The 12,499-nt window shown below is 55.7% G+C and carries 13 protein-coding genes; 8 read left to right on the top strand and 5 right to left on the bottom strand.

The annotated features are described in order from the left end of the window. Positions 1 to 75: 75 nt before the first annotated feature. Positions 76 to 522, bottom strand: a complete 447-nt coding sequence (locus ACH2ED_RS21000; RefSeq protein WP_395094686.1) for a DUF4158 domain-containing protein — start codon at positions 520 to 522, stop codon at positions 76 to 78. Positions 523 to 730: 208 nt separating this feature from the next. Here ACH2ED_RS21000 and ACH2ED_RS20995 point away from each other — a divergent pair, with 208 nt between their 5' ends. The 6 genes from ACH2ED_RS20995 to ACH2ED_RS20970 all read left to right on the top strand — a co-directional run bounded on the left by ACH2ED_RS20995 (position 731) and on the right by ACH2ED_RS20970 (position 5,800). After that, positions 731 to 1,294: a recombinase family protein gene (locus tag ACH2ED_RS20995; protein ID WP_395094685.1), complete on the top strand. Its 564-nt coding sequence runs from the start codon at positions 731 to 733 to the stop codon at positions 1,292 to 1,294. 230 nt (positions 1,295 to 1,524) lie between these two features. Next, entirely contained in the window at positions 1,525 to 1,944 is a 420-nt protein-coding gene (locus ACH2ED_RS20990) for a HEAT repeat domain-containing protein (RefSeq protein WP_395094684.1), read from the top strand. 77 nt (positions 1,945 to 2,021) lie between these two features. Beyond that, positions 2,022 to 3,329: a hypothetical protein gene (locus tag ACH2ED_RS20985; RefSeq protein WP_395094683.1), complete on the top strand. Its 1,308-nt coding sequence runs from the start codon at positions 2,022 to 2,024 to the stop codon at positions 3,327 to 3,329. After that, positions 3,326 to 3,979, top strand: coding sequence for a hypothetical protein (locus ACH2ED_RS20980; protein WP_395094682.1), 654 nt, complete (start codon positions 3,326 to 3,328; stop codon positions 3,977 to 3,979). The genes ACH2ED_RS20985 and ACH2ED_RS20980 overlap by 4 nt, the downstream gene beginning before the upstream one ends. Before the next feature lie 281 nt (positions 3,980 to 4,260). After that, the gene (locus ACH2ED_RS20975; RefSeq protein WP_395094681.1) at positions 4,261 to 4,470 is read left to right on the top strand and encodes a helix-turn-helix domain-containing protein; all 210 of its coding nucleotides are present in this window, start codon (positions 4,261 to 4,263) and stop codon (positions 4,468 to 4,470) included. Positions 4,471 to 4,549: 79 nt separating this feature from the next. Beyond that, positions 4,550 to 5,800, top strand: a complete 1,251-nt coding sequence (locus tag ACH2ED_RS20970; protein WP_395094680.1) for an ATP-binding protein — start codon at positions 4,550 to 4,552, stop codon at positions 5,798 to 5,800. Positions 5,801 to 5,812: 12 nt separating this feature from the next. Here the strand turns inward: ACH2ED_RS20970 and ACH2ED_RS20965 are convergent, their stop codons facing one another. From ACH2ED_RS20965 to ACH2ED_RS20950, 4 genes are all read right to left on the bottom strand, one after another. Next, complete coding sequence (locus ACH2ED_RS20965; protein WP_395094679.1) at positions 5,813 to 6,115, bottom strand: hypothetical protein; 303 nt, start codon at positions 6,113 to 6,115, stop codon at positions 5,813 to 5,815. Between the two features lie 40 nt (positions 6,116 to 6,155). Further along, entirely contained in the window at positions 6,156 to 6,749 is a 594-nt protein-coding gene (locus ACH2ED_RS20960) for an AAA family ATPase (RefSeq protein ID WP_395094678.1), read from the bottom strand. A 638-nt stretch (positions 6,750 to 7,387) separates the two neighbouring features. Continuing rightward, on the bottom strand, positions 7,388 to 8,311 hold the full coding sequence (locus ACH2ED_RS20955; protein WP_395094677.1) for a nucleotidyl transferase AbiEii/AbiGii toxin family protein: 924 nt from the start codon (positions 8,309 to 8,311) through the stop codon (positions 7,388 to 7,390). Then, positions 8,308 to 9,204, bottom strand: coding sequence for a hypothetical protein (locus tag ACH2ED_RS20950; protein WP_395094676.1), 897 nt, complete (start codon positions 9,202 to 9,204; stop codon positions 8,308 to 8,310). The genes ACH2ED_RS20955 and ACH2ED_RS20950 overlap by 4 nt, the downstream gene beginning before the upstream one ends. A 396-nt stretch (positions 9,205 to 9,600) precedes the next feature. On the opposite strand from ACH2ED_RS20950, the gene ACH2ED_RS20945 reads away from it, so the two are divergent. Continuing rightward, on the top strand, positions 9,601 to 11,100 hold the full coding sequence (locus ACH2ED_RS20945; RefSeq protein ID WP_395094675.1) for an ATP-binding protein: 1,500 nt from the start codon (positions 9,601 to 9,603) through the stop codon (positions 11,098 to 11,100). Between the two features lie 85 nt (positions 11,101 to 11,185). Further along, complete coding sequence (locus tag ACH2ED_RS20940; protein WP_395094674.1) at positions 11,186 to 12,175, top strand: site-specific integrase; 990 nt, start codon at positions 11,186 to 11,188, stop codon at positions 12,173 to 12,175. Positions 12,176 to 12,499: the final 324 nt, after the last annotated feature.

The following is a 12,499-nucleotide window of genomic DNA, read 5'->3' as shown; positions in this document are numbered from 1 at the left end:
CGTCATCGTCTAGGTGGTTCTGGCGGCTTTACTCGCCGCCCTGTTCGCCGCCGTTGGAACGGAAGTTATGCTTGATTACGAGACAAATAACCCACTAGGTCGCTCTGATGAGATCCAAGCTCGAGTATAGAGCCAGCGAACAAAGTGAAAGTATTCGGGCTGGTCACCAAAATCGCGATAACCGTACAGGCGTTGGATCTCTCCGGCATGTTCACGCTGTGTCGTTGGACGCTTGCCATAGTGAACCAGGCAGACAGGGTGCTTGACACCAATCTGCTTGGCGACGAAGACAACTGCCCCTGGTGGCACATCCGTGGGATCTGGCAGAAACGTGCCCAAGAAGCGGACAGTACATAATTGAAGGGCAAAGCCCAGACGATTGTGGTCACCGCGCCGCTGAGCAATCAGCTCGCGATCTTTGTCATCGAGGTGGAAGTAGCGGCCCAGTTGAGCCGCGTCTGGTTCTGCGGTGTAGCATCCGTATCGTTTTTCTTGTTCTGCCGTCAGGAAATCCACGGGCATAGGTGCCTTCTTTCTCGTGCCTGCCCGCATTAGGTGCTCTCACAAAACGCTCGTTTATTGAGAAAAGCAGAGACCCTCCAAAGCTACGAGAAAGTACCCTCTTTTTCCTCTCAAAAACTCTTCTCAAAAATCAAACTCTCATCTCACTCAAAGCGATGAGTTTGTGGGAATTACTGAGGTATCCTGACCAAGACAAAGGAAGAAAACCATGCTGATTGGCTACGCCAGGATCTCGACCAACGACCAGAATCTGAATCTGCAAAGAGACGCTCTCAAAGCTGCGGGCTGCTCCCAGATTTGTGAGGACACCGCCAGCGGAGCCAATGCAGCCCGACCAGGATTAGAGAAGGCACTGGGCATGTTGCGAGAGGGAGATACGCTAGTTGTGTGGAAGCTCGACCGGCTGGGACGGAGCCTGAAACATCTCATTGAGAGTGTGCAGGCACTCGATAGCCGCGGTGTTGGCTTTAGGAGTCTCCAGGACAGCATAGACACCACGACGCCGGGCGGCAAGCTACTTTTTCATATACTGGGATCGTTGGCTGAGTTCGAACGGGATCTGATTCGTGAGCGAACCAATGCGGGTCTAGCTGCTGCCCGTGCGCGGGGACGAAAAGGCGGCAGACCACCGGGCGGATTTGCCAAGAAGCGAGAGGCAGCCTTAGCACTTCGTCAAGATCCCAAGCGTTCCGTTCAGGAGATCTGCGAGATTCTCCATATTTCTCAAGCGACCTTCTATCGCTATGTCAGCAGCGGGGAGGATGAGCAATGAGAGACTTGCAGACCGAAGTGCAACGATTTCAAAAGTGGGCTAACACCTACCCCGTAGACCAGCGATCTAGTGAGTGGGAATGCGAGTATGACTCTTGGAGTGAACTCTGCACAGCGGTGTCAGATTTTGTCGCCAACCGTCCTTTCTCAACTTGGTCTCCTGCGGAAGTGGACATGATCTTGTATGCACTGGCTCGGGACAATGAGGCAGCATATATCGCCCGGGAGATATTGAGTCCATCTCTAGAACTCCTGCTACACCTCACATCGGCATCCATTGAGTTTGGCGAGCCAGACGCCCGCTCGCAGCTCGCCGCAATGCTAAGTTTACATGGGCCAGACCATCCTGAATCACTGCGGCTGCTACGAATTCTGATGCAAGACGACAATGAGTACGTCCGGCGTATGTCTCTGAAAGCACTGGCGCATCTAGGTACACCCGATGTCGAAGAGTTAGCCTTGGAAGCCTGGAACCGGCCCGATCCTAACCAACAGTATGCCAGGATGATGGCTCTGACATGCCTACAGCAAATCGGCTCGTCAAAACTTGAAGGGCTACTTACCGAGGCAGAAGGTGACGAACAGCAATACCTTCGGCAGTATGCTCAGCGGCTACGCAAGAAGGTTCACCAGGGAACGCCAGTGGACTGAGCGGGCAACGGGCATGCCTTTGTGGCCTTAGCGTACGTTTTCGTTCCAATGATTGTCAGACCCCTTTAATGGTGAGTTTGGCCGAAGCAAAGTCAGCAGCGGCGATGTTAGACTGGGCGCTTGAAAAGGCAGACTTAACGGATTCCCAGCGGCGACAGATAATTCACGCGAAGCTTCTTGTAGCTCAAGCGGAGTTAGCACGGGAGAAGGATACGCTACATCAAGAGCGCCGCGTCGAACAAGAGCATCTTGCAGATGAGGCTGCCCGAATCGGTTTGGTTCCTCCCAGTGAGCTCACCCTGGAATCTCTGGGGATTACGATGACCAGGGCATTGCCTCCGGTCGAGTCGGCCAGTGGAGCATACGAAGTGCCAGCACTTGCAAAATTGCTCCCGTCCGTGGCAGGAATCGATCTTGAGGACTCAAAGGGAAAAGTACTTTCCGTTGGGGCTAAAAAAGGGTTTATCGAATTCCTGACGGAGGAGGCTGCGCCAATTGTGATTGGTGCACTCATCGCGATTGCCTTCGGGGTTATGATAGGTCTTGCATCTCCCAACTCGATCCGTAGTGGTACTGTCCCGATTCCCATGATGGTGTTGTTAGTTCTTATCGGAACGACAACCGCCTGCATGCTTGGACGAGCTGCTCAAGGAGCGATCCGAAATTTAGTTTTAGCCCTGCCTCTAAAGGAGCGGTTTGCGAATCGGATTATGCTTGGTGTAGTGGCTCTATTCTTCATCGGCGTTTTCGTGGGGCTTGGGGCAGAAACGGTGATCGAGGGGGGAGCACTCCATGAGCTGTATTCCCGCTTTGTCGGTCAGAGGCAGGCTCTACAGGGTGTTGTGCGCAAGTCCGCAGAGCCCGAAGTCTCTGCGGCAGTTTTCTATCTGATGGGGGCGTGTATTAGCCTGCCGTATGTCATCTTCAAGTGCAACAAGGCTATGCAGGAGGCACTTATCGGGGTTAACTGGGCACGCCTCTATCTGGTTCGTCTTTGGGATCAGCGAATGTCTGAGGCCGCAATGGTGGTGAAGAGTGTGCTCAAGGTTGGGGAGCTTCGCCGTGAAGAAGACGAAGCCACAGCTCGCATTACCGCGATTCGTGAGCGCCTGGAGCATCTGGCGAACGTACATACTGCCGAGCATATCATTGAGGTGAAAGCGGAGCGACTCTATGCGGCCAAGGCCTGGTTTGCATTTCTGGAAAAGCTGGATCAGCTTGTGGAGCAATGGGATTCGGATGGTCGCAGGCCAGCTGCTCGTGCAACCGCTGGGCGGCAGGTGGGGTTTGAAAACGTTGCGTCACACGGAGCAAACGTAATGGCTGCCCTCAGACGCCTGTTTGGGGGGCACTCAAACGAACTCGAGAATCGAGGTGGGCAGTGAAACCAACCGTTCGGCACTGGCGGCAGACGGCACCCGATGGAACGCTCATTGATGTTCGTGCTCTGGCCAATCATGGTCGCTGTCTTGTGGTACTCCAGCCTGAAGGCATGGAGAAAGCAATGTTTCGAGGAAAGCTAAAGCAGCCTCTACAGGGGGCTGGGCATCTTGCTGCTACAACGGGTCAAGGGGCTGTCGGAGTCGCCAGCTCGGTCACTCCGGTTGCCAGCACCACCACTCCGGTTGGAAACTCCGTTCCCTCTGTGGGTAAAGCCACAGCACCTGTCGGCAAGCAAGACTCATTGGTTGGCAAGCAAGACCCTCTGGGAGTTAAGTCAGCCCGCCCCCTGACGAAGCCCACCTTGCACGTGCCCAAACCTACTGCCCCAGCTGGTAGTATCGATGTACTTGCCCGCGTCGAGCGTGATCTTGGGATCAAGCCTGGCAAGGTGAATATTGTGGCTCCAGTGGCAAAACCCGACGGCACATCGACACTTGGAAAATGGTGTGGGGCGCTCAAGCCTGATGGCACTATGATGGTTCACTTCATTGCTTTTGCAGGTTTAGCTCTCGTTGCTCGGGAAATCTCAAAGATTATTGTCCCCGAAAACAAACCTGATCCTGGGCGGGGCTCACCTCCTCAAGAGAGGTAGGCTTCGCCTCGGCAATGTCGTTTACACATTCGAGAGTCTGATGAGGAAAGTACGGGAATGGGGTACGACAATGATTCCTTCATTTTCGGGCCACAAGCAATTTTGGTAGTGCGCCCTCAGCAAAAACTCACTAAAGGCGGCATTTGATGACCAAAAAGTATACTTTTTGGTCATGCCTTAGATGCTCCAATCTCTCGATGGGCAACTCTAGCAAAGCGAGGAGGGTTTTTGGTCACCCTGAAATGGTAGCAAAAAGACACCTCCACAGGGGGGGAGCTAAAATGAAGGAATCGTTGCTGTACCCTACCAAGGCTGGCCTGGTGGCCGCACGTGCCCGAGGGCGTATGGGCGGTCGGCCCAAGGGGGTCAATGTCAAGAAGCAGAAGGCAGCACTCGCCCTGAAAGACAATCCTCAGTACAGTATTCGGGAGATCTGCGAGATCGTGGGAATCTCCAGAAACACCTACTACAAGTACACTCGACAGAGCTAGAAACACGAATGTTGTAGGTTGACATTTATCCAGTCAGTGGATAATATCTATCCAGATAGATCGGATTATTCCCTCACAAATGCTCTACCCACGCCACCTCAGACCACTCATTGAAGCTGCCTGCCAGGACACACCCGTCGTCTTGGTCAATGGCGCTCGCCAGACAGGAAAGACAACTCTTGTACGGGAGGTTCTTGGCGAACAGTCGGAGGGGACTTATCTTACTCTGGATGATACTACCACTCTGGCAACGGCCAAAGCTGACCCCACGGGCTTCATTCAGAACCTCCCTGAGCGCGTTATCCTTGATGAGGTGCAGCACTGCCCGGAGCTGTTTCCCGCTATCAAGGTCAGCGTCGATAATAACCGCAAGCCGGGGCGGTTTCTGCTCACTGGCTCGGCAAATATCCTACTCTTGCCTAAGCTCTCCGAGTCGCTGGCTGGTCGCATGGAAGTGCTCACCCTCTGGCCTCTCTCGCAAAGTGAGCTGGAAGTGGGAGGTACACGTGGGATCGTGGATGACCTCTTTGAGGAGGAGCTGACAATCCGAACCCTGCCTGCCCTCCCACGGGAGGAGCTAATACGTCGTATTCTTCTGGGTGGCTATCCTGAACCCCTGCAGCGCGTCAATGAGGCTCGCCGTCGCCAGTGGTTCGCCTCGTATCTGACCACGATCCTTCAGCGCGATATTCGGGACCTGGCCAATATCGATGGTCTCACCAGCATCCCGACACTTCTAGGACTGCTTGCCTCGCGCACGTCGAACCTGCTCAATATCACGGAGCTCTCCAGCACCTTAGCGATGCCCTATGCCACGGTGCATCGCTACCTGGCACTCCTGGAGGCGACCTTTTTGGTGGGGCGTCTGCCCGCTTGGTCGGGGAACCTGGGGGCACGATTAGTAAAGACCCCCAAGATCGTGATGAGCGACACAGGGCTTGCCTGCCACCTTTTAGGGCTCGATGCCAAGCGCCTGGATCGGGATGGTGTGACGTTGGGGATGCTGCTGGAGACCTTGGTAGTGATGGAGCTGAAGAAGCAGGCGGGCTGGAGTGAGCTTGCTCCCGCACTGTTCCACTGGCGCACGCAGACCCGTCAGGAAGTCGATATCGTGCTGGAGACGCGCAGTGGGGATGTGGTTGGGGTTGAAGTGAAGTCTGCCTCGACGGTAAACCCTGCTGATTTCAAGGGACTGCGTGCTCTCCAGGAGGCGCTTGGCACTCGGTTTATCCGCGGAGTTCTGTTCTACAGTGGTGAGACGCTTCTCCCGTTTGGTGAGGGTCTTTACGCTGTTCCCCTGTCTGCACTCTGGCACGGACTCGCCCCGTAACGAGGTGACCACTCAACTCTTGTAAGGACTTCCAAACTTTGCGTTGAGGGCCTTGGTGATGACAGCGGTGAGGCTGGTATCGCTCCGCTTGGCCTCGGCGACCCAGTGCATTCTGAGGCGTTTTGGCACCCGGATCGAGAGGTTCACCATCTCCTCCACGGCCTTAGCAGGAGGCGTTTCGAGCCGTATATTCTGGCTCTCTGGCAGCGAGACGATTTCCTCGAGTTCTTGCTCTGGCTCTGCTGTCTCCGACTCTCGTGCCTTCTGGATAATGTCCGCGTAGCGTGACCGGTTCGTATCGTTTGGCTTGTTCATATCCCGTCTCGTATTCCTTCCCTCTAAACCCCCAACGCCCTTAAATCAGCTCCAGTATCTCTTTACCGAGGCTCTCGAAGTCTCCCCATACCGCCTTCTGCCTTGGATCGTCGAGGGTCTCCACCGTCGTGCCCGCCAGCGCCGACTTGGGGAAGCCCACGGTTCGGCGGATCATGGCATCAAAGACCGCTATCCCCGCCTGGCGCAGCTCTCCCTGCATGATCTCCCCTTCGCGGCTTGGGTGGGGTGGCACGATGGTCAGCAGCGCTCGGTACTTGGCCCCAGCCAGAGCGCGGCAGGTCTCGAGCATGGGCTGAAGGCTGAGCACGTCGGGCGCAGTGGGTAGCACGATCAGGTCGCAGCCCTTGGCCAGCTCCTTAAGGTCGTCGGAGTCGGGCCGTGCCGGCGTGTCTATCACGATGAAGTCTGCACCAGCGACAGCTTTCATAGCCTGTCGCTGGTCCACGACCTCGAAGGGGAGAGAGCCGCGCTCTGCCCAGGCAATAGAAGTACGGTTAGGATCGCCGTCCACGAGGACGGTCTTTCCCCGCTTACTGAAGAAAGCGGCCAGGTGTACGGCAACGGTGCTCTTGCCCACGCCTCCCTTGTAGCCCGTGATAGTAATGATCTTCATACCCGTCTATCCCTTGCCCTTAAGCGCCCGTTCTAGCTCCAGCCCCTGTGAGGCGATTCTACGCGAGCTGCCCCGAAAAAGCTCTGCTCCTAGGGCCTGGTCTCCACCAAAACCCCGAGCCCTTATCTGGGGCAATTTCGTGGTAATAGTATACCATATAGCCAGAATGCCAGACTGTTATGCCAGATTTACAGACCATATTACCAGAAAGCCATGCCAGATAGCCAGATAAAATAGAGCCTATTTTAGCCAATTTATCTAGGACTGTCTTATTATTAAGCATCTGTCCTATCTCTAGATCGCCGTTTTTGGCCTCGCTGGCTACCTTATGGGGGTACCGATTCCCTTTCCGGAGGTTATCGCCCCTAGAATCGCCACAGAAGGGGCTACAGAGGCAAATTGGCAAAATAGGCGATTTTAAAAATTGGGGTATGGTTTCTGATGAACGATAACGTTCTCTTATCGTTCATTAGAAAGTCAGGAAAAGAATACTCATTTTGCCAGTATGCAATCTGTCAAAACATAACTTGACAAAATACACTTTGATAATTCTAGCTCTAGAACGATGTTTCCGTGGCTACCGACGCATCAACTATGAAGCACCCCTTGGGCATGGCCTCTGTCATGACCAAATGCTTCTATTGTGCTTCCTGGTGCGATCCCGTGCTTGGTATGCCAAGTATTACTTGAAGTGCTTCCCAGAATATCTCGTGGTCGAGTGGGCTACCTGCCTGACGCTGCGCCTCCACAAAGCCAGGGCTAGTCGACTTATAGTAGAGCCGAGCTGCTGCATCGCGGATCTCGGTAGCGACCGGGTTATCTGCGTAGCGCACTGCTAGAGCCTCTGCTTGCGCGATCTCGTCCTGTGTCAGCATGGCGCTGAGAAGGTAGACATCGAAGGCATGTTTCTCAGAGAAAGGCTTCGGACGTGCTGTCCAGTCATCAGCCGCCTTCACTTTCATATTAAGCCAGGCGTAGGGGTGAGGTACGCGCACTAAAGCATCTATGAACGTTCCGTTGGTTGTAGCACCAGAAACCTGGAGGAGCGTAGGTAAGTCCTCAACCGCGAAGGCTTCGGGAGTTTCACCCCCATGCAGATCGATACCCGTTCCCGATCCCACACGCGAGGGATGGCGAGCTGGGTCAGAGGCACGTCGTACTGGGATGTTCTCATCGCCACGTGGGGTTCGAGCAAGGAGATCTACTTTCACGGTGCGCTCATCAGGTGCGCCTGGAGAGAGTGGTTTCTCGAACTTGAGGTGTGGTACCCGCGCTCGATAGTTCAGCGTGTCCAAGAGACCACGAACAGCAGCTCCCTTTGCGGAGTCCAACCAGATATCCATTCGAAGGAAGAAGTCTAAGTCCTGGGTCGCTCGTGCTGGAGGGAACGGGGCCAGTAGAGTACGCACCCCTGTCTGTCGTAGATACTCTTGCTTGAGACGCAGCCCGAAGCCACCAGCCAGAATCAGACCATCCGAGACTGGATCGGCAAGAATATCGAGGAGGTGGGGAAGTAGTGGGTCAGTGATGTTAATGCTGCTTTTGGCTGTATCTGTGCTCATGGCATGGTCTCCGTGTTTTTATTGAGGAGTGCGTCATACAATGCCTTAGCTGCGTTACGCTCGCGTGGCCCACCGGTCGCAAGTTCCAGCCATACCTGAATCGGTGATGCCCACCATCCATCGGAGCGGTCGCGGGCATCGAAGTACACCGTTTCGTCCGTCGTTTCGATCAGCTCTACATTCGGGAAAATGCGGGTGGTGCTCACTTCCAGGAGCTGCATAGCTTCCTTCAGATCGGAGACATAGAGGCAGAGACGCTCTGGCCCTGAGAGGAGACCATAACGCCCTGCTGAGCCGTCCCCGGTAGCGACAGCACGCACACCTGCTCCTCGGAGGCGGAGCCAGGCATCGGAAGCAGAGAGGGTAATTTTTCCTTCCACTCGTTTTCCTTGGGGCTTGCGGTAGTTTTCCTTGAGGCGCTCCAGTAGCCGCTTTGTATCGGTGAGGCGCACTCCTCCCCTGCCCTCACGCTGCACGATAAGATCCTCCACGAGTGCCTGAACTACTTTAGAGGCGGTTCCCTTCGCCAATCGCTCCCCATCACTGGCGACATCGAGACGGGTGCGAGCGAAGGCTTGGAGTGAGAGAAGCGAGTCGAACTCGGGATTCAGCAGGAGAGCACGGGAAAAGAGAGAACTCGTTCCTTTATAGACATTTCGGATAGGCTGGCTATTGCGGAAGCGATTGGGGGTTCCGGTACACCATACGGAGAAGTTGGCGGCGAGCAGGACACCATTTCCGCACAGATCCACGCCGCTAATGCCCTGGCTTTGCATCCAGGTGAGGGAGTCTTCTGACAGATAGGGAACGATCACCAGAGGCCGCAGTCCCGTCTTATTTGCCCAGAGGCGAGCCTGCGCCACAGCGGTTTCCACGACCTTAGGCGTGCTCAAAGGCTTGTATTCCGACACGAATTGCTCTTTGTATTCTCCCCAGGAAGCGACAAATACCCCATCGCCGACTGTATCGAGTGATAACCGAGAGGGGACTTCAGCGAGGCGGAGCGAAGCGGGGGGGAGAGTAATCCCCTCCTCACGCACCCTGGTCAGAAACTCGGTCTCTGACCAGGGTTTTTCGTGGGGTGATGATAGGTTGGTGCGGGGTGATAAGTTGGTCATGTCACGCATCGTTATTAAAGCCCTTAAGCAGTTTCCAAAATTATACTCGATTCCTGTATAAGAAACAATGCTATTTTAAGAAACAATCTGCACTACCCAGATAGGAAACAAGGCAAGGTGCTTATCAAAACATGACTTGACAAGTTACATTTTGATAAGTAAACTCCAGGCATGGCATTTTCGTATCTCGCACAGCCAGAGCGCTTCTTCAATCGAACCCACGAGCTGGCAGCGCTCCAGCGGGGCTTTACCACCAAATCGCAGCCGGGACAGCTTCTCTTGCTCTACGGGCGCAGGCGGCTTGGCAAGACGTTCTTGCTACAGCGCTTCTTTGCGGGAGCGCCGGGAGAGACGCCAAAGCCACACTGCTACTATCTAGCTGATCAGACCACGGCCTATGCCCAGCGACGCGCACTAGCAGAGCAACTCCTGGATGCCTTTCCCGATCCCGGAGCAAGCGCCGACGACCTTGCGGTTTCCTGGAATGCCCTCCTTCGCTTTGTCACCCAGCAAGCGCAGGGAAGCACGGAAGGGGAGCGAGTTACCTTGATTCTCGATGAGTTTCCCTACCTCGTGCAACAGACGCCGGAGCTGCCCAGCATCCTTCAGTCCTGGTGGGATCGTGAGGGGATTCATTCCCGTCTCTTTGTGGTGCTCTGCGGCTCGCACCTCTCAGCGATGAAAGCACTTGGAGCAGCAAGCGCACCGCTCTTTGGCCGCTTCAATGCGGGGATTCTCGCTTTGGCACCGCTGGGGTATCAAGAAGTGGCGGACTTCTATAAAGACTGCCCCGAGTACGATGTAGGGCGCACGCTCACAATGTACGGAGTCTTTGGTGGAACCCCACGCTACCACGCGCTCGTGGACACCGACCACCCCTTCGGTGAGGAGCTGGTGAACCTACTCCTGCGGCCAGGCGGTGCACTGGAGAACGAAGTCAGCTACCTGCTCAGCAGCGAGCAGATCCGCGAGCCTGCTCCCTACAATGCGGTGCTGGGAGCCATCGCGCTTGGGGAGACCCAGTTTGGCGGCATCATGAATGCTCTTGGGATGGACCGCGGGGGACTCTCCTACTACCTGAGCACCCTCACCGAGCTGGGCTGGATTCGTCGAGAGCTTCCCTTCGAAGAGCAGAGCGAGCGCCGATCCCTCTACCAGGTCGCCGACCCGTTCTTGACATTCTGGTACCGGTGCATACGCCCGCTTGCCAGTGCGGTCTCGTTTGCCGACCCCCAAGCCCTCTTTGAGAATCGAATCGTCCCCCAGCTCTCCGCCTACATGGGGCGCTATGTCTTTGAAAGCATCTGCCACCAGTGGCTCCAGAAGCAGGCAGAGAGCACGCTGGGAATCTCGCTTCTGGACGCGGGGCGCTGGTGGAGCCGCGATGGTCAGATAGAGCTCGATGTCGTGGCCAAGCGTGCCAGTGGTGGCTACCTCTTTGGTGAGTGTAAGTGGAGCGCGACTAGCCTGGTTGGGATGGATGTCTACACCCAACTGCTGGGCAAGGTGGCTCGCCACCCGGAGGCACGCTGGCGTGAGGGAGCCAGCTACGTCCTCTTTAGCTTGGGGGGCTTCACTCCCGAGCTTCAAGTAGTCGCGGCAGGGTCATCGGGAGGGCTTCATTTGGTGGGGCCAGAGTCCCTACTCCCCGTAGACAGGGCAAGTTCGTAAGTCCGGAGAGAGTTAGTATGAGCATAATCAGTATGTTCACGATCATACTAACCATGCTAAATCGTTTGATGGGAGATGGGCAGAGATGGATCAAACAGAGAAATCGCAGGAGCTGATTGTTGTAGAGGCAAGCGATGCTGGGCTCGTAAGTGTGGAAATTCTCACGGAGCAGGCGCGGCAGTATATCCAGGATAGCAAGGCCAAGAACACTCGCCGCGCTTATCGTGCGGACTGGGCCGACTTCAACCTCTGGTGCAACGAGCATCGGCGCATCGCGCTTCCTGCTACCGCGGATACCATAGCTCTCTACCTGACTGCCTGCGCTCAGGGCCTCAAGACCAGTACCATCCAGCGTCGCCTAGCCTCGATCTCCGAGGCGCACAAAGCGGCAGGTCACGAATCTCCTACTTCGTCCCCTGTAGTTCGTGCGGTTTGGCAAGGGATAAGGCGCGAGAAAGGGATTGCGACAGTGGGTAAGTCCCCCACTCTCACGGCGGATGTCAGAAAGATGATAGAGCACCTGCCTGAGGGGAAGCTGCTCTCTGTCCGGGACAGGGCACTCTTGTTGGTTGGCTACGCTGGGGCGATGCGCCGGAGCGAGCTGGTGGCCCTCAATGTGGAGGATGTGGTGGAGTCGGAAGAGGGCCTCGTTGTCACGATCCAGCGCAGCAAGACCGACCAGGTCGGAGCGGGGCGGAAGGTGGGTATCCCCTACGGCTCTGATCCCCTCACCTGCCCGGTGCGAACCCTGGCTAAATGGAAAGCTGCCAGCGGGGTAAAAGACGGTGCCCTCTTTCGCGCGGTGGATAGGCATGGCAATGTGAGTTCGGAGAGGCTGAGCGACCAGACCGTGGCCCGTGTGGTGAAGCGCTCGATTCAAGCGTCAGGGAAAGATGCGGCATCGTTTGCTGGGCACAGCTTACGAGCAGGACTAGCGACTCAGGCGGCGATGTCGGGGGTGAGTGAGCGGGCCATTCAGGATCAGACGGGTCATAAGAGTCTCCCGATCCTGAGGCGCTACATCCGCGATGGCTCGCTCTTTAGGGAGAACGCCGCCGCAAAGATTGGGCTTTAGCCAGTGCAACGATACCCAATTCCGAGTACGTATTTTGGTACTTTGATTCCCTGAATCAGTTTCTCGCGCAACCGACATCAAGAAACTTAGGGAGTCGGCGGCGCTTATGGCTCCCCCGTAGGTCGCTGCCCAGAATACCGAAGAATGGGTCGTTCAAACAAACAGTGGGGAAACTTACCTGCACACCGTTCTTGCAAAAGTGTCCAGAAAAACGCCTGGATTACAGGGTGCCACACCCCGTACCCGCACCCTTTGCTCCCTCCCCCTCAAACGCTTTCTTGAGGGCAATCATCGTCAAGTCTCCCTCCAAGGAGCGCGACAGAT

It is taken from the genome of Armatimonas sp., from assembly GCF_043757465.1.
Taxonomy (GTDB): domain Bacteria; phylum Armatimonadota; class Armatimonadia; order Armatimonadales; family Armatimonadaceae; genus Armatimonas.
This window is presented reverse-complemented; position numbering and strand designations above follow the sequence as displayed.

Bases quoted from the DNA above. Each gene is read 5' to 3' on its own strand.
- ACH2ED_RS20970 (WP_395094680.1), top strand. From the start codon at position 4,550: ATGCTCTACCCACGCCACCTCAGACCACTCATTGAAGCTGCCTGCCAG.
- ACH2ED_RS20945 (WP_395094675.1), top strand. From the start codon at position 9,601: ATGGCATTTTCGTATCTCGCACAGCCAGAGCGCTTCTTCAATCGAACC.
- ACH2ED_RS20965 (WP_395094679.1), bottom strand. From the start codon at position 6,115: ATGAACAAGCCAAACGATACGAACCGGTCACGCTACGCGGACATTATC.
- ACH2ED_RS20940 (WP_395094674.1), top strand. From the start codon at position 11,186: ATGGATCAAACAGAGAAATCGCAGGAGCTGATTGTTGTAGAGGCAAGC.
- ACH2ED_RS20995 (WP_395094685.1), top strand. From the start codon at position 731: ATGCTGATTGGCTACGCCAGGATCTCGACCAACGACCAGAATCTGAAT.
- ACH2ED_RS20975 (WP_395094681.1), top strand. From the start codon at position 4,261: ATGAAGGAATCGTTGCTGTACCCTACCAAGGCTGGCCTGGTGGCCGCA.
- ACH2ED_RS20960 (WP_395094678.1), bottom strand. From the start codon at position 6,749: ATGAAGATCATTACTATCACGGGCTACAAGGGAGGCGTGGGCAAGAGC.
- ACH2ED_RS21000 (WP_395094686.1), bottom strand. From the start codon at position 522: ATGCCCGTGGATTTCCTGACGGCAGAACAAGAAAAACGATACGGATGC.
- ACH2ED_RS20955 (WP_395094677.1), bottom strand. From the start codon at position 8,311: ATGAGCACAGATACAGCCAAAAGCAGCATTAACATCACTGACCCACTA.